The sequence below is a fragment of the Chromobacterium phragmitis genome (assembly GCF_003325475.1).
In the GTDB taxonomy this organism is placed as follows: Bacteria; Pseudomonadota; Gammaproteobacteria; order Burkholderiales; family Chromobacteriaceae; genus Chromobacterium; species Chromobacterium phragmitis.
Genome location: NZ_CP029495.1, coordinates 2,191,903 through 2,211,691, shown reverse-complemented (window position 1 = coordinate 2,211,691; position 19,789 = coordinate 2,191,903). Strand labels below are relative to the sequence as shown.

Here is a 19,789-nt window from a genome sequence, read left to right as displayed (position 1 = left end):
CCTTACTTCTTCTTCGCCTTCTTGTCGGCAGCATGGCCTTTGAAGGTACGAGTCAGAGAGAATTCACCCAGTTTGTGGCCGACCATGTTTTCGGAAACATAGACCGGAACGTGAGTGCGACCGTTGTGCACAGCGATGGTCAGACCAATAAAGTCCGGCAGGATGGTCGAACGACGCGACCAGGTCTTGATCGGACGCTTGTCGCTGGTTGCCCGCACCGCATCCACCTTCTTCAGGAGGTGCAGATCAACGAACGGGCCTTTTTTCTGCGAACGTGCCATTGTCAATTACCCTTTGGTGGAATAGCGACGGCGTACGATCATGTTGTCGGTACGCTTGTTGCGACGGGTACGGAAGCCCTTGGCCGGAGTGCCCCACGGGCTAACCGGTACGCGGCCTTCGCCAGTGCGGCCTTCACCACCACCGTGCGGGTGATCGATCGGGTTCATCGCCGTACCGCGAACGGTCGGACGGATGCCGCGCCAACGGGTCGCGCCAGCCTTGCCCAGCTTGCGCAGGGAGTGCTCTTCGTTACCCACTTCGCCAACGGTCGCACGGCAATCGACGTGCACCAGGCGGATCTCGCCAGAGCGCAGACGCAGTTGAGCGTACACGCCTTCGCGAGCCAGCAGCATTGCAGAAGCGCCAGCGGAACGAACCATCTGAGCGCCCTTGCCGGGTTGCATTTCCACGCAGTGGATAGTGGTACCCACCGGGATGTTGCGGATCGGCAGAGCGTTACCGGCCTTGATCGGAGCCTCGGAGCCGGACAACAGCACGGCGCCAACCTTCACGCCACGCGGGGCGATGATGTAGCGACGCTCGCCATCGGCGTAGCACAACAGGGCGATATGGGCGGTGCGGTTCGGATCGTATTCGATGCGTTCCACTTTCGCCGGGATGCCATCCTTGTTGCGACGGAAGTCGATCAGACGGTAGTGCTTCTTGTGACCACCGCCGCGGTGACGCGTGGTGATGTGGCCATTGTGATTGCGACCGCCGGTGGAGTTTTTCTTCTCTACCAGGGCAGCGTGCGGAGCGCCTTTATGCAGGTCCGGGCTTACCACCTTGACGACTGCACGACGACCCGCGGAAGTCGGTTTTACCTTAACGATAGGCATGCTCTATCTCCTTACTCCGCCGCGGCCGGGGTAGCGGTCAGGTCCAGTTCTTGGCCCTCGACCAGGCTAACGTAGGCCTTTTTCCAGTCACTGCGACGACCCGTGCTGCGGCCGAAACGCTTAACCTTGCCCTTGACGTTCACAGTGGAAACGCCATCAACTTTTACATTGAACAGCATTTCGACGGCAGCCTTGATTTCCGGCTTGGTCGCGTCTTTGGCAACGCGGAACGCCACTTGCTGATTTTTCTCAGCAATCATGGTGCTCTTCTCGGAAACGATCGGAGCAAGGATTACTTGCAACAGACGTTCTTGGTTCATGCCCACTGCTCCTCCAGTTGCTTCACGGCGTCGCGGGTGATCACGGTCTTCTTGAAGCGAAGCAGGCTGTACGGATCAGCTTGCTGAGCTTCGATAACCAGCACGTTCGGCAGGTTACGCGAAGAGAGATAGAGGTTTTCGCTCAGTTCACCCGTGATGAACAGGGCTTGCTCCAGACCCATGGGCTGAACCGCGCCAACGAATTCCTTGGTCTTCGGGCTGTTGATGGACAGCTCGTCAACCACGATCAGACGCTCGTCGCGCACCAGCTGAGACAGGATAGCTGCCATGCCAGCGCGGAACATCTTGCGGTTAACCTTCTGAGTGAAGTTCTCGTCCGGCTTGTTCGGGAAGGCACGGCCACCGCCACGACGGTTCGGGGTGGAGGTCATACCGGCACGAGCGTTACCAGTGCCCTTCTGACGGAACGGCTTCTTGGTCGAGTGCTTCACTTCGGCACGAGTCAGCTGGGCACGGTTGCCGCTGCGAGCGTTCGCCAGGAACGCAGTCACGACTTGGTGAACCAGAGCTTCGTTGTATTCGCGGCCGAACAGAGATTCGGACACTTGCAGGCTGCCAACAGCCTTGCCTTGGGTATTGATTACGTTCAATTCCATTACGCACCCGCCTTCACGCTGGGACGCACGACAACTTGACCGTTCTTGGCACCCGGGACTGCGCCCTTAACCAGGATCAGTTGACGTTCCGCGTCGACACGAACGATCTCGAGGCACTGTACAGTGCTCTTCACGTTACCGTACTGACCGGCCATGCGCTTGCCCGGGAAAACGCGGCCCGGATCTTGAGCCTGACCGATGGAACCCGGCGTATTGTGCGAACGCGAGTTACCATGGGAAGCACGGTTGGAGGAGAAGTTGTGACGCTTGATCACACCGGAGAAGCCCTTACCCTTGGACGTGCCGGTTACATCAACCAGCTGGCCAACAGTGAAGATCTCAACGGCGATTGCGTCGCCAGCCTTGTAGTTGGCCAGGTTTTCGGCGGTCAGAGCGAACTCGACCAGGCCTTCACCAGCTTCTACGCCAGCCTTGGCGAAGTGACCAGCGGCAGCCTTGACTACGCGGCTAGCCTTTTTGGAACCGAAGGTTACTTGGACGGCGGTGTAGCCGTCGGTTTCGGCAGTTTTGATTTGCGTGACGCGGTTAGCGGACATGTCCAGCACAGTTACCGGGATGGATGCGCCATCTTCGGCAAAAATGCGGGTCATGCCGACTTTGCGACCGACAAGACCTAAACTCATGTTTATTTCCTTTTGCAGGCGCCGATTACGATTGACCGGCATAAAAAACACGACAGAAAAACAAAAACGGACTCGCCAAAATGGCGAGTCCGCTAATGTATCACAGAAAATTCAAGAATCGCAAGCACTTAGCGTGCAATCCTCTCCTGTTCGGCGATTATTGCAGCTTGATTTCCACATCCACACCGGCCGGCAGGTCGAGCTTCATCAGAGCATCAACTGTCTTGTCGGTCGGGTCTACGATGTCCATCAGACGCAGGTGAGTGCGGATTTCCAGCTGGTCGCGGGAAGTCTTGTTCACGTGCGGGGAACGCAGAACGTTGAAACGCTCGATCTTGGTCGGCAGCGGAACCGGGCCTTTGACAACGGCGCCGGTGCGCTTGGCGGTTTCAACGATTTCCTGGGCGGAACGATCGATCAGGTTGTAATCGAACGCTTTCAGGCGGATGCGGATTTTTTGGCTAGACATGAAAATCTCCGGTCCGATTAAGCGAGAATCTTGGCAACCACGCCGGCGCCAACGGTACGGCCGCCTTCGCGGATAGCGAAGCGCAGACCTTCTTCCATGGCGATCGGAGCGATCAGCTCAACCTTGATTTCCACGTTGTCGCCCGGCATTACCATTTCCACGCCTTCGGCCAGCGTGATCGCGCCGGTCACGTCGGTGGTGCGGAAGTAGAACTGCGGACGGTAGTTCGCGAAGAACGGAGTGTGACGGCCGCCTTCGTCTTTGGACAGCACGTACACCGACGCTTCGAACTTGGTGTGCGGAGTGATCGAACCCGGCTTGGCCAGAACCTGGCCGCGCTCCACGTCTTCACGCTTGGTGCCGCGCAGCAGCACGCCAACGTTGTCGCCGGCCTGACCTTGGTCCAGCAGCTTGCGGAACATTTCCACGCCAGTGCAGGTGGTCTTCACGGTGTCTTTCAGACCCACGATTTCCAGCTCTTCGCCGACCTTGACGATGCCGCGCTCAACGCGACCGGTCACCACGGTGCCGCGGCCGGAGATCGAGAACACGTCTTCGATCGGCAGCAGGAACGGCTTGTCGATGGCGCGTTCCGGAGTCGGGATGTAGGAGTCCAGAGCATCAGCCAGACGGAAGATGGACGGTTCGCCCATTTCGGACTGGTCGCCTTCCAGCGCCAGACGAGCGGAGCCGGTCACGATCGGAGTGTCGTCGCCCGGGAAGTCGTAGGAAGACAGCAGATCGCGCACTTCCATTTCCACCAGTTCCAGCAGCTCGGCGTCGTCAACCAGGTCAGCCTTGTTCAGGTAGACGATGATGTACGGCACGCCAACCTGGCGGGACAGCAGGATGTGTTCGCGGGTTTGCGGCATCGGGCCGTCAGCGGCCGAGCAAACCAGGATCGCGCCATCCATCTGAGCCGCGCCGGTGATCATGTTTTTCACATAGTCAGCGTGGCCCGGGCAGTCTACGTGGGCGTAGTGGCGGGATTCGGTTTCGTATTCAACGTGCGCGGTATTGATGGTGATACCGCGAGCCTTTTCTTCCGGCGCGCTGTCGATCTGGGAGTAGTCCTTGGCTTCGCCACCGAACTTCTTGGACAGAATGGTGGTGATAGCGGCGGTCAAGGTGGTCTTACCGTGGTCCACGTGACCGATGGTGCCTACGTTTACGTGCGGCTTGGTCCGCTCAAACTTTTCTTTTGCCATTTTGCAAAATTCCTTAATTAAAGAACATTAGATCAGGGCCGGCCGGGCTTTCTGTTATGACCCAGGCCAGCCACAGCGCGCATTACTTCTTAGCAGCCATTACAGCTTCGGCGACGTGCTTCGGAGCCTCGGAGTAGTGCTTGAACTCCATGGAGTAGGTCGCACGACCCTGAGTAGCCGAACGCAGGTCGGTGGAGTAGCCGAACATCTCGGCCAGCGGAACTTCGGCCTTGATCTTCTTGCCACCCAGACCGTCATCGTCCATGCCTTGGACCATGCCGCGGCGACGGTTCAGGTCACCCATCACGTCACCCATGTACTCTTCCGGCGTCTCCACTTCCACGGCCATCATCGGCTCGAGAATGCACGGACCGGCGCGGCGCATGGCTTCCTTGAAGGCCAGCGAGCCCGCCAGTTCGAACGCGATCTGCGAGGAGTCGACGTCGTGGTAGGAACCGAAGGTCAGGCGCACGGTCACGTCCACCACCGGGAAGCCGGCGAGGATACCGTTGCCCAGGGTGTTTTGAATACCCTTGTCAACCGACGGGATGAATTCGCGCGGAATCACGCCGCCCTTGATCTCGTCGACGAACTTGTAGCCGTTGCCTTCGCCGGACGGTTCCAGCGTGATCACGGCGTGACCGTACTGACCCTTACCACCGGACTGCTTGACGTGCTTGCCTTCCACGTCGGTAACGGTCTTGGTGATGGTTTCGCGGTAGGCCACTTGCGGCGCGCCGACGTTGGCTTCAACGCCGAATTCGCGCTTCATGCGGTCAACCAGAATTTCCAGGTGCAGTTCGCCCATGCCGGAAATGATGGTCTGGCCGGACTCTTCGTCGGTGCGCACGCGGAACGACGGATCTTCCTTGGCCAGGCGGTTCAGGGCCACGCCCATCTTTTCCTGGTCGGCCTTGGTCTTCGGCTCAACGGCAACGTGGATCACCGGATCCGGGAATTCCATGCGCTCCAGAATGATTTCCGCGTCAACGGCGCACAGGGTTTCACCAGTGGTGACTTCCTTCAGGCCGATGGCGGCGGCGATGTCGCCGGCGCGCACTTCTTCGATTTCCTTACGGTCGTTGGCGTGCATCTGCACGATACGGCCGATGCGTTCCTTCTTGCCCTTGACCGAGTTCAGCACGGTGTCGCCGGACTTCACCACGCCGGAGTAGACGCGGAAGAAGGTCAGCTGGCCCACGTACGGGTCGTTCATCAGCTTGAACGCCAAAGCCGAGAACGGCTCGTCGTCGGAAGCGTGACGCTCGGCTTCCACGCCGTCGGTTTCGCCCTTGATGGACGGAACTTCGGTCGGCGACGGCAGCAGCTCAATCACGGCGTCCAGCATGCGCTGCACGCCCTTGTTCTTGAACGCGGAACCGCACAGCATCGGCTGGATTTCGCACTTCAGGGTACGCTCGCGCAGGCCGGCGATGATTTCTTCCTCGGACAGCGCTTCGCCGCCCAGGTACTTGTCCATCATCTCGTCGCTGACTTCGGCAGCGGCTTCGACCATCTTCTCGCGCCACTCTTCGGCCACGGAAACCAGATCGGCCGGGATGTCGCCATATTCGAACTTCATGCCCTGCGAGGCTTCGTCCCAAATGATGGCCTTCATCTTCAGCAGATCGACCACGCCGGTGAAGCCGTCTTCGGCGCCGATCGGCACCACGATGGGCACCGGATTGCCGCGCAGGCGGGTCTTCACTTGCTCGACCGCGCGGAAGAAGTTGGCGCCTTGACGGTCCATCTTGTTCACGAACGCGATGCGCGGAACCTTGTACTTGTTAGCCTGACGCCAAACGGTTTCAGACTGCGGCTGCACGCCGCCCACGGCGCAGTACACCATCACGGCGCCGTCCAGAACACGCATGGAACGCTCCACCTCGATGGTGAAGTCCACGTGTCCCGGGGTATCGATGATGTTGAAGCGGTGCTCCGGGAACTGCATGGCCATACCTTTCCAGAAGGTAGTGGTCGCAGCGGAGGTGATGGTGATGCCACGCTCCTGTTCCTGCTCCATCCAGTCCATGGTGGCGGCGCCATCATGCACTTCACCGATTTTGTGGTTTACACCGGTGTAAAACAGAATACGCTCGGTAGTCGTCGTCTTACCGGCGTCGATGTGAGCGGAAATACCGATGTTACGGTAACGCTCAATGGGGGTTTTCCTTGCCACGGCTTACACCTTAATAATTGGTAAAGCTTAGAAACGGAAGTGCGAGAAGGCCTTGTTGGCTTCTGCCATGCGGTGCACTTCGTCACGCTTCTTCATAGCGCCGCCACGGCCTTCGGCCGCGTCGATCAATTCACCAGCCAGGCGCAGGTCCATGGACTTCTCGCCGCGCTTGCGAGCGGCGTCGCGCAGCCAGCGCATGGCCAGAGCCATACGACGGGACGGGCGGACTTCAACAGGAACTTGATAGTTTGCACCGCCTACACGGCGGCTTTTCACTTCCACCACCGGCTTGGCGTTGGACAGTGCGGTATTGAACACTTCGATAGCGTTCTTACCGGTTTTCTTTTCGATCTGCTCCAGAGCGCCGTAGATGATGCGTTCGGCAACAGACTTCTTGCCGTCGATCATGACAACGTTCATGAATTTGGACAGATCCTGGGAACCGAACTTCGGATCCGGCAGAATTTCACGCTTGGGGACTTCTCTGCGACGTGGCATGTTACTTCCTTAAATATTCAGTTGAGCTCAACTTGCTCATGACTACCCAATGGAGCAGTCACTTACTAGACGACCCTGAGTGTTGATCAGGCCGCCTCGAGTGCGTACCAATTACTTGGGACGCTTGGCGCCGTATTTGGAGCGAGCTTGCTTACGATCTTTCACGCCTGCGGTGTCCAGGGAACCGCGCACGGTGTGGTAACGCACACCCGGCAAGTCCTTCACACGACCGCCGCGGATCAGCACCACGGAGTGTTCCTGCAGGTTGTGGCCTTCACCGCCGATGTACGAAATCACTTCGAAACCGTTGGTCAGACGCACCTTGCACACTTTACGCAGAGCCGAGTTCGGCTTCTTCGGAGTGGTGGTGTAAACACGGGTGCACACGCCACGCTTCTGCGGGCAGGCTTCCAGCGCAGGCACCTTGCTCTTCGCCGTGATGGCGACGCGGCCCTTGCGAACGAGTTGGTTAATGGTTGGCATTACTATCAGTTCCTAGTTGAAGCTTCCCGGAAGCAACACGCCTCCAGAAAGGACGGAGGATTATATTTTAGTCAACGCCCCAGCGTCAAATAAAAAACGCCGCCCCGCCAACGTTAACCGTTGATGGAGCAGCGTTTTTTCAACACTAGGCCGCTAGGCCGGTGTTAGTCGTCGCTTTCCAGCGCGGCCGGAGCCGGATCGAACAGCTGCGACTCGGCGGCGTCCAGACCCAGGTTCTGGCGACGGCGGGTGCGATGGTAGGCGAGACCGGTGCCGGCCGGAATCAGACGGCCGACGATCACGTTTTCCTTCAAACCGCGCAAGTCGTCCTTCTTGCCCATGATGGCCGCTTCGGTCAGCACGCGCGTGGTTTCCTGGAAGGAAGCCGCGGAGATGAACGAGTCGGTCGACAGCGAGGCCTTGGTGATGCCCAGCAGCACGTTTTCGTACTGCGCGCATTCCTTGTCCTCGGCCATCATCTTGTCGTTCATTTCCAGCACGTCGGCGCGTTCCACCTGCTCGCCCTGGATGAACTCGGTGTCGCCGCTGTCGGAGATCACGACGCGACGCAGCATCTGGCGAATGATCACCTCGATGTGCTTGTCGTTAATCTTCACGCCCTGCAGTCGGTACACTTCCTGCACTTCCTGAACGATGTAGCGAGCCAGCGCCTCGATGCCCTGCAGACGCAGGATGTCGTGCGGATCGACCGGACCGTCGACGATGGATTCGCCGCGGTTCACCACCTGGCCGTCGTGAACCAGCACGTGCTTGTCCTTCGGGATCAGGTTTTCGTAACCGTTGCCTTCCAGGTCGGTGATGATCAGGCGCTGCTTGCCCTTGGTGTCCTTGCCGAACGAAACGGTGCCGGTCACCTCGGCCAGCATGCCGGCATCCTTCGGCGAACGGGCTTCGAACAGCTCGGCCACGCGCGGCAGACCACCGGTAATGTCGCGGGTCTTGGACGATTCTTGCGGGATGCGGGCCAGCACTTCGCCCTTGCCCACGTCCTGACCATCGCGCACGGTGATGATGGCACCCACCTGGAAGGTGATCGACACCGACGCGTCGGAACCGGCCAGCTTCACTTCGTTGCCGTTGTCGTCCAGCAGCTTCACCAACGGGCGCAGCATCTTGGACTGCGAACCGGCGCGGCGCTTCGGATCGATGACCACCAGCGTGGACAGGCCGGTCACTTCGTCGGTCTGCTTGGCTACGGTGTTGCCTTCTTCCACGTTCTCGAACTTCACGCGGCCAGCGTACTCGGTGATGATCGGACGAGTGTGCGGGTCCCAGGTGGCCAGAACCGTGCCGGCCTTGATCTGCAGGCCGTCGGTCACCATCAGGGTCGCGCCGTACGGCACCTTGTGGCGCTCGCGCTCGCGGCCCATGTCGTCGTGGATCACCACTTCGCCGGAGCGGGTGATGACGATCAGCTCGCCCTTGGTGTTCGCCACATAGCGCATCTGGCTGGAGAAGCGGACGGTGCCGTTCGACTTGCCTTCCACCTGGCTGGCGGCCGCGTTTCGAGACGCCGCGCCACCGATGTGGAAGGTACGCATGGTCAGCTGGGTGCCCGGTTCGCCGATCGACTGAGCGGCGATCACGCCCACGGCTTCGCCGGCGTTCACTTGCTTGCCGCGCGCCAGATCGCGGCCGTAGCACTTGGCGCACAAACCGTAGCGCGTGTCGCAAGTGATGGCGGTGCGAACCTTGACTTCGTCGATGCCGAGGCTGTCGATCAGGTCGACCATCTGCTCGTCCAGCAGCGTGGCGGCTTCAATCACGGTTTCGCCGGTGGACGGATCCACCACGTCAACCGCGGTCACGCGGCCGAGGATGCGGTCGCGCAGCGCTTCGATCACGTCGCCGCCTTGCAGCACGGCCTTCATGGTGAAGCCGTTGGTCGTGCCGCAGTTGTCTTCCACCACCACCAGATCCTGGGTCACGTCGACCAGACGACGCGTCAGGTAACCGGAGTTCGCGGTCTTCAAGGCGGTATCCGCCAGACCCTTACGCGCGCCGTGAGTGGAGATGAAGTACTGCAGTACGGTCAGGCCTTCGCGGAAGTTGGCGGTAATCGGCGTTTCGATAATCGAGCCGTCCGGCTTCGCCATCAGACCCCGCATGCCGGCCAGCTGCTTGATCTGGGCTGCGGAACCCCGCGCGCCCGAGTCGGCCATCATGTAAATGGAGTTGAAGGACTCTTGGTCCACTTCCTTGCCTTCGCGGTCCAGCACCTTCTGCTTGGACAGCTCGTCCATCATGGCCTTGGCGATCTTGTCGCCGGTGCGGCCCCAGATGTCCACTACCTTGTTGTAGCGTTCGCCCTGGGTCACCAGACCTTGACGGTACTGTTCCTCGATTTCCTTGACTTCCTTGTTCGCCTCGCCCAGCAGCTCGACCTTCTTGGCCGGGATTTGCATGTCGTCCACGCAAATCGAGATGCCGCCGCGGGTGGAGTAGGCGAAACCGGTGTACATCAGCTGGTCGGCGAAGATCACCGTGTCGCGGATGCCGCAACGACGGAACGAAACGTTGATCAGTTTCGAGATTTCCTTCTTCTTCAGCGCCTTGTTGATGTGCTCGAACGGCAGGCCCTTCGGCAGGATGTCAGACAGGATCGCGCGGCCAACGGTGGTGTTGTAACGCTTGATCACCGGCTGGAACTCGCCCTGTTCGTCCTTTTCCCACTCGCGCAGGCGGACGGTGATGCGGGTAGCCAGTTCGACCTGACGGGTTTCGTAAGCGCGATGCACTTCCTTAGTGTCCGCGAACACCATGCCTTCGCCCTTGCCGTTTACCTTGTCGCGGGTCATGTAGTACAGACCCAACACGATATCCTGCGACGGCACGATGATCGGTTCGCCGTTGGCCGGGGACAGCACGTTGTTGGTGGCCAGCATCAGGGTGCGCGCTTCCATCTGCGCTTCCAGCGACAGCGGCACGTGAACGGCCATCTGGTCACCGTCGAAGTCGGCGTTGAACGCCGCGCAAACCAGCGGGTGCAGCTGGATGGCCTTGCCTTCGATCAGCACCGGCTCAAACGCCTGGATGCCCAGACGGTGCAGGGTCGGCGCGCGGTTCAGCAGCACCGGATGCTCGCGGATCACGTCTTCCAGGATGTCCCACACTTCCGGCACTTCCTGCTCGACCAGCTTCTTGGCCGCCTTGATGGTGGAGGCCAGGCCCATCACTTCCAGCTTGTGGAAGATGAAAGGCTTGAACAATTCCAGCGCCATCTTCTTCGGCAGGCCGCACTGATGCAGACGCAGGGTCGGGCCCACGGTGATCACGGAACGACCGGAGTAGTCGACGCGCTTACCCAGCAAGTTCTGACGGAAACGACCGCCCTTGCCCTTGATCATGTCGGCCAGCGACTTCAGCGGACGCTTGTTGGCGCCGGTCATCGCCTTGCCGCGACGGCCGTTGTCCAGCAGCGAGTCAACCGATTCCTGCAGCATACGCTTTTCGTTGCGCACGATGATGTCCGGTGCGCGCAGCTCCAGCAGGCGCTTCAGACGGTTGTTCCGGTTGATGACGCGGCGGTACAGGTCGTTCAGGTCGGAGGTCGCGAAGCGGCCGCCGTCCAGCGGCACCAGCGGACGCAGCTCCGGCGGCAGCACCGGCAGCACTTCCAGGATCATCCACTCCGGCTTCATGCCGGAACGCTGGAACGCCTCCAGCACCTTCAGGCGCTTGGCGATCTTCTTGATCTTGGTGTCGGAGTTGGTGGCTTCCAGCTCGCGGCGCAGGGTTTCGATCTCGCTGTCCAGGTCCAGCTTTTTCAGCAGCTCCTTGACCGCCTCGGCGCCCATCATGGCGACGAATTCTTCACCGTACTGGTCTTCCTTGTCCAGGAAGTCCTCTTCGGTCAACAGCTGGCGGTATTGCAGCGGGGTCATGCCCGGATCGGTCACGACGAACGCTTCGAAGTACAGCACGCGCTCGATGTCGCGCAGCGTCATGTCCAGCACCATGCCCAGACGCGACGGCAGCGACTTCAGGAACCAGATGTGCGCGGTCGGGCTGGCCAGCTCGATGTGGCCCATGCGCTCGCGGCGCACCTTGGACAGCGTCACTTCCACGCCGCACTTCTCGCAGATCACGCCGCGATGCTTCAGGCGCTTGTACTTGCCGCACAAGCACTCGTAATCCTTGACCGGTCCGAAGATGCGCGCGCAGAACAGGCCGTCGCGCTCCGGCTTGAAGGTGCGGTAGTTGATCGTTTCCGGCTTCTTGACTTCGCCATAAGACCAGGAACGGATCTTGTCAGGCGAGGCGATGCCGATCTTGATCGCATCAAACTCTTCTTCTTGCGTAACTTGCTTAAAGAGATCGAGCAAAGCTTTCATTGCGTCTCCAGTTCAGGGGACAGGCGCGGCGACTTACCGCCGCGCCCTATTACCCAATCAATAACGTTCCAGGTCCATGTCGAGGCCCAGCGAGCGGATTTCCTTCACCAATACATTGAAGGATTCCGGCATGCCGGCGTCGATCTTGTGCTCGCCCTTGACGATGTTCTCGTAGACCTTGGTACGGCCGGTCACATCGTCCGACTTCACCGTCAGCATTTCCTGCAGGGTGTAAGCGGCGCCGTAAGCCTCCAGCGCCCACACTTCCATCTCACCGAAACGCTGGCCGCCGAACTGCGCCTTGCCGCCCAGCGGCTGCTGGGTCACCAGCGAGTACGGGCCGGTGGAACGGGCGTGCATCTTGTCGTCGACCAAGTGATGCAGCTTCAGGTAGTGCATCACGCCCACGGTGACCTTGCGGTCGAAGGCTTCGCCGGAGCGGCCATCATGCAGGACCATCTGGGTCTTGGACTCGTTGAAGCCCATCTTGTCGGTCAGCTCGTCGCCGTCCGGATACGCCAGATCCAGCATGTGCTTGATCTCGGCCTCCTTCGCGCCGTCGAATACCGGCGTCGCGAAAGTCATGCCCTTGCTCAGATTGCGAGCCAGCTGCACCACTTCTTCGTCGCTCAGGCCGGCGATTTCTTCCGCCTTGCCGGTTTCGTTATAGATGCGCTCCAGGTAGCCGCGGATCTCGGCCGCCGACTGCTGATCCTTGATCATGCGGTCGATGCGTTCGCCGATCCCCTTGGCGGCCCAGCCCAGGTGCACCTCCAGAATCTGGCCGATGTTCATACGCGACGGTACGCCCAGCGGGTTCAGCACGATGTCGACCGGACGGCCGTCGCCCATGTACGGCATGTCTTCCACCGGCAGGATGCGGGAGACCACACCCTTGTTGCCGTGGCGGCCCGCCATCTTGTCGCCGGCCTGCAGGCGGCGCTTCACGGCCAGGTAAACCTTGACCATCTTCTGCACGCCAGGCGGCAGCTCGTCGCCCTGGGTCAGCTTGCGCTTCTTGTCTTCGAACTTGAGATCGAATTCTTCGCGCTTCTGCGCCAGGCTTTCCTTGATCAGCTCCAGCTGCTTGGCGATGTCTTCGTCAGCCATGCGGATGTCGAACCAGTCGTGCTTGGTCGGCAAGCCGCTCAGGTATTCCTGGTCGATCACGGTGCCCTTGGCCAGGCGCTTCGGACCGCCGTTGGCTGCCTTGCCGACAATCAGACGCTCGATACGGCTGAAGGCGTCGTTGTCGAAAATACGCAGCTGGTCGTTCAGGTCCAGGCGGTAGCGCTTCAGTTCGGCGTCGATGATGGACTGGGCGCGCTTGTCACGCTCGATGCCTTCGCGGGTGAACACCTGCACGTCGATCACCGTGCCCACGGTGCCGGTCGGCACGCGCAGCGAGGTATCCTTCACGTCGGAGGCCTTTTCGCCGAAGATCGCGCGCAACAGCTTCTCTTCCGGCGTCAGCTGGGTTTCGCCCTTCGGCGTCACCTTGCCCACCAGCACATCGCCGGCTTCGACTTCCGCGCCGATGTAGACGATGCCGGACTCATCCAGACGGCCCGCCATGCGTTCGGACAGGTTCGGGATGTCGCGGGTGATTTCTTCCGGTCCCAGCTTGGTGTCGCGGGCAACCACGGACAGCTCTTCGATGTGGATCGAGGTGTAGCGGTCTTCGGCGACCAGCTTCTCCGAGATCAGGATCGAATCTTCGTAGTTGTAACCGTTCCACGGCATGAAGGCGATGGTCATGTTCTGACCCAGCGCCAATTCGCCCAGGTCGGTGGAGGCGCCGTCGGCCACCACGTCGCCGCGCGCGATGTGGTCGCCCACTTTCACGATCGGACGCTGGTTGATGTTGGTGTTCTGGTTGGAACGGGTGAACTTGGTCAGGTTGTAGATGTCCACGCCCACTTCGCCAGCGGTCGCTTCTTCATCGTTCACGCGGACCACCACGCGGCCGGCGTCGACATAGTCCACCACGCCGCCGCGACGGGCGACCACGGTGGTGCCGGAGTCGACTGCCACCGAGCGTTCGATGCCGGTGCCGACGAAGGCTTTTTCCGGACGCAGGCACGGCACGGCCTGGCGTTGCATGTTGGCGCCCATCAATGCGCGGTTGGCGTCATCGTGCTCCAGGAACGGAATCAGCGAGGCGGCCACGGACACCACCTGGCCGGTGGCCACGTCCATGTACTGCACGCGGTCCGGGGTCGCCAGAATGGTTTCGCCCTTCTCGCGGCAGGTCACCAGCTCGTCGATCAGCGTGCCGTCCTTGCTCAGCTCGGCGTTGGCCTGAGCGATCACGTAGCGGCCTTCCTCGATCGCCGACAGATAGTCGATCTCGTTGGTGACCTTGCTGTCCACCACCTTGCGGTACGGCGTTTCCAGGAAACCGAACTCGTTGGTGCGCGCGAACACGGACAACGAGTTGATCAGGCCGATGTTCGGACCTTCAGGCGTTTCGATCGGGCACACGCGGCCGTAGTGGGTCGGGTGCACGTCGCGCACTTCGAAGCCGGCGCGCTCGCGGGTCAGACCGCCCGGGCCAAGAGCCGATACGCGGCGCTTGTGGGTGATTTCCGACAGCGGGTTGGTCTGGTCCATGAACTGGGACAGCTGCGAGGAACCGAAGAATTCCTTGATCGCGGCGGACACCGGCTTGGCATTGATCAGATCATGCGGCATCAGGTTGTCGGACTCGGCCTGATTCAGGCGCTCCTTGACCGCGCGCTCGACGCGGACGAGGCCGGCGCGGAACTGGTTCTCGGCCAGTTCGCCCACCGAACGCACGCGGCGGTTGCCCAGGTGATCGATGTCGTCCACTTCGCCGCGGCCGTTGCGCAGCTCGGTCAGGATGGCGATCACGGACACGATGTCCTCGGTCGCCAGCGTGCCGTCCATCACGTCGCGGCGCGGCGCGAATTTCTCGCCGATCAGTTCCTTGAACCATTCGGGAGTCTTGTCGTCGAACTTGTACTGATAGGTGCGGGAGCTGAACTTCATGCGGCCCACGCGCGACAGATCGTAGGTTTCCTCGCTGAAGAACAGGCGCTGGAACAGCGCTTCCACCGCGTCTTCGGTCGGCGGTTCGCCCGGACGCATCATGCGGTAGATCGCGACGCGAGCCTGGGTCTGATCCTGGATGTCGTCGGTGCGCAGGGTCTGCGAGATGTAAGCGCCCTGGTCCAGATCGTTGGTGAACAGCACCTCGACCTGCTCCACCTCGGCCAGCGCCAGCTTGGCCAGGATTTCTTCGGTCACTTCTTCGTTGGCGCGCGCCAGCACTTCGCCGGTGTTCTGATTCACTACGTTGTGCGCCAGCATCTTGCCCAGCAGCGCGTCGGCCGGCACTTCGATGCGGTCCAGCTCGGCAGTCTGGATGTCGCGGATGTGCTTGGCGGTGATGCGCTTGTCCTTGGCGACAATCAGCTTGCCGTCGGCGGCCACGATGTCGAACTTGGCCACTTCGCCCTTCAGACGATCCGGAACCACGCGCATGAACACGCCGGACTTGGTCAGATAGAAGGTGTCGAAGCTGTAGAACTCGGACAGGATTTCTTCGTTGCTGTAACCCAGCGCCTTCAGCAGGATGGTCACCGGCATCTTGCGGCGACGGTCGATACGGAAGTACAGCAGGTCCTTCGGATCGAACTCGAAGTCCAGCCAGGAGCCGCGGTAAGGAATCACGCGAGCGGAGAACAGCAGTTTGCCGGACGAGTGCGTCTTGCCGCGGTCGTGCTCGAAGAACACGCCCGGGGAGCGGTGCAGCTGGGAGACGATGACGCGTTCGGTGCCGTTGATGATGAAGGAGCCGTTCGCGGTCATGAGCGGGATTTCGCCCATGTACACTTCGTTCTCACGCACTTCCTTCACTACCGGCTTGGAAGACTCTTTGTCGAAAATGGTCAGCCGAATGCGCGCGCGCAGCGGGGCGGCAAAGGTGATGCCGCGCAACTGACATTCCTGCACATCGAACGGAGGCTCGCCCAAGACGTAATGAGCAAAGTCCAATTTGGCATAGCCGTTATGGCTGACGATCGGAAAGATCGACTTGAACGCAGCCTGAAGACCCACATCCTTGCGCTCATCCAGCGGCGTTCCCAGCTGGAGAAATTCGGTGTAGGAATCAATCTGGGTCGCCAACAGGAAGGGGACGTCGAGAACACTGGCACGTTTCGCAAAGCTCTTACGAATACGCTTCTTCTCAGTAAACGAATAACTCATAGAGTCTCCATCGAGGTGGGTGGCGCAAGAAACCAAAAGTCAGCAGCCACGCCTAGTATATTGCTGGCTTTTACTTTCTTCGCTTCCGCCAACTACAAGCGCAATAAGGCTGGCGGATTTCTCCGCCAGCCTCACCTTCTTTTTTCAAAGAAGATTATTTGACTTCAGCCTTGGCACCGGCTTCGATCAGTTGCTTAGCGATGTCATCGGCTTCAGCCTTGGACACGGCTTCCTTCACGTTCTTCGGAGCGCCGTCGACCAGGTCCTTGGCTTCCTTCAGACCCAGGCCGGTTATAGCGCGGACAACCTTGATCACGCCAACCTTGTTGTCGCCGGCGCCGGTCAGGACGACGTCGAACTCGGTCTTTTCTTCAGCAGCGGCAGCGCCAGCGCCAGCCGGGCCAGCAACAGCGACAGCAGCGGCGGAAACGCCGAACTTCTCTTCGAACGCCTTAACCAGGTCGTTCAGTTCCATCACGGTCAGACCAGCAACGGCCTCGAGGATGTCTTCTTTGGTGATTGCCATGTGAAAATCTCCTGAATTCTATAAGAATCAAATAAGTTAAGCGGCTTCGGCTTGCTTCTCGGCCAATGCAGCCAGCGCGCGGGCGAAGCCAGCGACCGGAGCCTGCATAACGTAGAGAAGCTTGGACAGCAGTTCTTCGCGGCTCGGGATGGACGCGAGCTCAGCAACCTGAGCGGCGTTCAGCACCTGACCATCGTAGGAACCTGCCTTGACGATGATTTTGTCGTCAGCCTTGGCAAATTGATGCAGCACCTTGGCAGCAGCAACCGGGTCGGCGGAAACGGCGTAAACCAGCGGACCGACCATTTGGTCAGCCAGGCCGGCGAACGGAGTGCCTTCCACGGCGCGACGCACCAGCGTGTTCTTCAGAACGCGCAAGTAAACGCCGCTCTCGCGCGCCTGAGCGCGGAGTTTGGTCATGCTGCTAACCTCGATGCCCCGATATTCAGCGATAACGAGGGTCTGAGCTTCTGCCAGTTGAGCAGCAACTTCAGCTACGACCGCCTTTTTATCTTCGATATTGAGACTCAAGGTCTACCTCCTAGACTGAAATGAGACGAAAGGATTTTCGTCTCGCTTTGCAGCGGCGACCTGTATCAGGAGACATCAAAAAGAACTGGTGCTCATGGGCGGAATTGAACCGCCGACCTCTCCCTTACCAAGGGAGTGCTCTACCCCTGAGCTACATGAGCTTGAACTTAAGAAGCCTGTTTCGGGTACACCATCTGCGTAGGATGCTCGATCGTCTTGCGACAGTTTTGCGATTAAGCCTTGCGGCACCTACGGTCTTTGACAATCCGGCGGGCAAGCCCGCCAGCCCAAAGCCTTCGACGAGGCGGCTTTCGCCGCCCGTCATGCTCCGGCAGCGATTAGGCGCTGACGGTAGCGGTATCTACTCGAGCGCCGACGCCCATGGTGCTGGAAACGGCGATCTTTTTCAGATACACGCCCTTGGAGGCTGCCGGCTTGGCTTTCACCAGGGCATCCACCAGAGCGGAGAAGTTTTCGCGCAGAGCTTCAACTTCGAACGAAGCGCGGCCGATGGTGGCGTGAATGATACCCGCCTTGTCGGTACGGTATTGAACCTGACCCGCCTTGGCGTTCTTCACGGCTTCGGCGACGTTCGGGGTCACGGTGCCAACCTTCGGGTTCGGCATCAGACCGCGCGGACCCAGGATTTGGCCCAGCTGACCCACAACGCGCATGGCGTCCGGGGAAGCGATCACGACGTCGAAGTTCAGGTTGCCGGCCTTGACTTGCTCGGCCAGATCATCGAAACCCACCACGTCAGCGCCGGCAGCCTTGGCGGCTTCAGCGTTGGCGCCTTGAGCGAACACGGCAACGCGCACGCTCTTGCCAGTGCCGCGCGGCAGCACAACAGCGCCACGGACGACCTGGTCGGATTTACGCGGATCCACGCCTAGGTTCACGGCGATGTCGATCGACTCGTCGAACTTGGCGGTGGCGGCAGCCTTAACCAGGGCAATAGCTTCATCAACAGCGTACAGCTTGTTGCGATCGACGGTAGCCTTCAGAGTTTGCAGGCGCTTGGAGATCTTAGCCATATTACACGCCCTCCACTTCCAGACCCATCGAACGGGCAGAGCCGGCGATGGTGCGAACAGCGGCGTCCAGATCAGCAGCGGTCAAATCCGCTTGCTTGGTCTTGGCGATTTCTTCCAGCTGAGCGCGGGTTACCTTGCCAACCTTGTCCACGTGAGCCTTGGCGGAACCGGACTTGATGCCGGCAGCCTTCTTCAGCAGGAAGGTCGCCGGCGGCGTCTTCATGGTGAAGGTGAAGGACTTGTCCGCGTAAGCGGTGATCACAACCGGAATCGGCATGCCGGGTTCCATGCCCTGGGTTTGAGCATTGAACGCCTTGCAGAATTCCATAATGTTCAGACCGCGCTGACCCAGAGCCGGACCGATCGGGGGCGACGGGTTGGCTTTGCCAGCGGCGACTTGCAGCTTGATGTAGCCGACAATTTTCTTTGCCACGATTAAAACTCCTAAAATGGGTATAACGCGAAGATCACTTCGCTTCCCAGACGAAAGCGCAACACTTTACACGCCTTCGCCAACATTGACAAGCAGAAATTTACAGCTTTTCCACCTGGCTGAATTCCAGCTCCACCGGCGTGTCGCGACCGAAGATCTGAACCGACACGCGCAGCTTGTTGCGCTCGTAGTTCACCTCGTCGACGCTGCCGTTGAAGTCATTGAACGGACCATCGATGACGCGGACCTTCTCACCCACTTCGAACAGCACCTTCGGCTTCGGCTTCTCCACGCCCTCCTGCATCTGCTGCATGATGGCCTCAACCTCTTTCTTGGAGATCGGAGCCGGGCGATTGGCCGTGCCGCCAACAAAACCGGTGACCTTGGGCGTGCTTTTCACCAGGTGCCAGGTATCGTCGGTCATCTCCATCTCCACCAGCACGTAGCCAGGGAAGAACTTGCGCTCGGTGATGGACTTGCGGCCGTTCTTGACATCCACGACCTCTTCCACCGGCACCAGAATCTGACCAAATTGGTCTGCGATGTCGGAACGCTCGATACGTTCACGCAGCGCTTTTTGCACGCTCTTCTCAAAACCAGAGTAAGCGTGTACCACATACCAGCGCTTTGCCATTATCTACCTCGACCGAGAATCACATCGTAAAACAACCAGGACAAGCTGGAATCCACCAGCCACATGAAGAGCGCCAGGACGGTGACAAATACAAACACCATCAGCGTCACCTGGGTCGCCTCCTTGCGCGTCGGCCATACCACCTTGCGGGCCTCGACCATGGACTCGTTCGCATACACGACCAAACCCTTACCCGGGGCGGAGGTCCACACCACGCCGGCAGCCAGCACGATGGAGGCGGCAAACGCCAGCGCGCGCAACAGGCCCTGGCCATCCGGGATCAGGTAGAAGCCGACAATGCCGGCGACCACCACAAGACCAGCCAGGAACAACTTGATCTTATCTTGCATTTCCATGTCGATTTTCTCTCGCACACATGCGACAAAAGACCAACCGGCGCATCGCGCCGGCTGGTCTTAATTGGCAGGCCAGGAGGGTCTCGAACCCCCAACCCTCGGTTTTGGAGACCGATACTCTACCAATTGAGCTACTGGCCTTTAAACC

Annotated in this window: 18 protein-coding genes and 2 tRNA genes; all 20 read right to left on the bottom strand. The window is 60.0% G+C overall.

Annotated features, from left to right (window positions below; translation table 11 throughout):
- Positions 1-2: 2 nt before the first annotated feature.
- On the bottom strand, positions 3-281 hold the full coding sequence (rpsS, locus tag DK842_RS10465) for a 30S ribosomal protein S19 (protein WP_011137729.1): 279 nt from the start codon (positions 279-281) through the stop codon (positions 3-5).
- 6 nt (positions 282-287) lie between these two features.
- The gene (gene rplB, locus DK842_RS10460; RefSeq protein WP_114061417.1) at positions 288-1,121 is read right to left on the bottom strand and encodes a 50S ribosomal protein L2; all 834 of its coding nucleotides are present in this window, start codon (positions 1,119-1,121) and stop codon (positions 288-290) included.
- A gap of 11 nt (positions 1,122-1,132) precedes the next feature.
- Positions 1,133-1,441 (bottom strand): 50S ribosomal protein L23, encoded by a 309-nt coding sequence (gene rplW, locus DK842_RS10455; RefSeq protein WP_114061416.1) that lies wholly within the window; start codon positions 1,439-1,441, stop codon positions 1,133-1,135.
- Positions 1,438-2,058: a 50S ribosomal protein L4 gene (rplD, locus tag DK842_RS10450; protein WP_114061415.1), complete on the bottom strand. Its 621-nt coding sequence runs from the start codon at positions 2,056-2,058 to the stop codon at positions 1,438-1,440. Before rplD ends, rplW begins: the two co-directional genes overlap by 4 nt.
- Complete coding sequence (gene rplC, locus DK842_RS10445; protein WP_114061414.1) at positions 2,058-2,702, bottom strand: 50S ribosomal protein L3; 645 nt, start codon at positions 2,700-2,702, stop codon at positions 2,058-2,060. The genes rplD and rplC overlap by 1 nt, the downstream gene beginning before the upstream one ends.
- A 157-nt stretch (positions 2,703-2,859) precedes the next feature.
- Positions 2,860-3,171, bottom strand: coding sequence for a 30S ribosomal protein S10 (gene rpsJ / locus DK842_RS10440; protein ID WP_011137734.1), 312 nt, complete (start codon positions 3,169-3,171; stop codon positions 2,860-2,862).
- 17 nt (positions 3,172-3,188) lie between these two features.
- Positions 3,189-4,379, bottom strand: a complete 1,191-nt coding sequence (gene tuf, locus DK842_RS10435) for an elongation factor Tu (protein ID WP_114061413.1) — start codon at positions 4,377-4,379, stop codon at positions 3,189-3,191.
- An 82-nt stretch (positions 4,380-4,461) separates the two neighbouring features.
- The gene (fusA, locus tag DK842_RS10430) at positions 4,462-6,558 is read right to left on the bottom strand and encodes an elongation factor G (protein WP_114061412.1); all 2,097 of its coding nucleotides are present in this window, start codon (positions 6,556-6,558) and stop codon (positions 4,462-4,464) included.
- A gap of 27 nt (positions 6,559-6,585) precedes the next feature.
- Positions 6,586-7,056, bottom strand: a complete 471-nt coding sequence (gene rpsG, locus DK842_RS10425; RefSeq protein ID WP_011137737.1) for a 30S ribosomal protein S7 — start codon at positions 7,054-7,056, stop codon at positions 6,586-6,588.
- 111 nt (positions 7,057-7,167) lie between these two features.
- Entirely contained in the window at positions 7,168-7,539 is a 372-nt protein-coding gene (rpsL, locus tag DK842_RS10420; protein WP_011137738.1) for a 30S ribosomal protein S12, read from the bottom strand.
- A gap of 164 nt (positions 7,540-7,703) precedes the next feature.
- The gene (gene rpoC / locus DK842_RS10415) at positions 7,704-11,894 is read right to left on the bottom strand and encodes a DNA-directed RNA polymerase subunit beta' (RefSeq protein ID WP_114061411.1); all 4,191 of its coding nucleotides are present in this window, start codon (positions 11,892-11,894) and stop codon (positions 7,704-7,706) included.
- Between the two features lie 57 nt (positions 11,895-11,951).
- Positions 11,952-16,127, bottom strand: coding sequence for a DNA-directed RNA polymerase subunit beta (rpoB, locus tag DK842_RS10410; protein ID WP_114061410.1), 4,176 nt, complete (start codon positions 16,125-16,127; stop codon positions 11,952-11,954).
- A gap of 154 nt (positions 16,128-16,281) precedes the next feature.
- A complete protein-coding gene (gene rplL, locus DK842_RS10405; protein WP_114061409.1) occupies positions 16,282-16,653 on the bottom strand; it encodes a 50S ribosomal protein L7/L12 in 372 nt (123 codons plus the stop codon).
- A 36-nt stretch (positions 16,654-16,689) separates the two neighbouring features.
- Positions 16,690-17,184, bottom strand: coding sequence for a 50S ribosomal protein L10 (gene rplJ, locus DK842_RS10400; RefSeq protein ID WP_114061408.1), 495 nt, complete (start codon positions 17,182-17,184; stop codon positions 16,690-16,692).
- A gap of 86 nt (positions 17,185-17,270) precedes the next feature.
- Positions 17,271-17,345: transfer RNA gene (locus DK842_RS10395), tRNA-Thr, on the bottom strand.
- A 177-nt stretch (positions 17,346-17,522) separates the two neighbouring features.
- Positions 17,523-18,218: a 50S ribosomal protein L1 gene (gene rplA, locus DK842_RS10390; RefSeq protein WP_114061407.1), complete on the bottom strand. Its 696-nt coding sequence runs from the start codon at positions 18,216-18,218 to the stop codon at positions 17,523-17,525.
- A gap of 1 nt (position 18,219) precedes the next feature.
- A complete protein-coding gene (gene rplK / locus DK842_RS10385) occupies positions 18,220-18,651 on the bottom strand; it encodes a 50S ribosomal protein L11 (RefSeq protein WP_021479134.1) in 432 nt (143 codons plus the stop codon).
- Between the two features lie 100 nt (positions 18,652-18,751).
- Positions 18,752-19,285, bottom strand: a complete 534-nt coding sequence (nusG, locus tag DK842_RS10380; RefSeq protein WP_011137745.1) for a transcription termination/antitermination protein NusG — start codon at positions 19,283-19,285, stop codon at positions 18,752-18,754.
- Positions 19,285-19,641, bottom strand: a complete 357-nt coding sequence (gene secE, locus DK842_RS10375; RefSeq protein ID WP_114061406.1) for a preprotein translocase subunit SecE — start codon at positions 19,639-19,641, stop codon at positions 19,285-19,287. Before secE ends, nusG begins: the two co-directional genes overlap by 1 nt.
- A 65-nt stretch (positions 19,642-19,706) precedes the next feature.
- Positions 19,707-19,782: transfer RNA gene (locus DK842_RS10370), tRNA-Trp, on the bottom strand.
- Positions 19,783-19,789 lie beyond the last annotated feature (7 nt).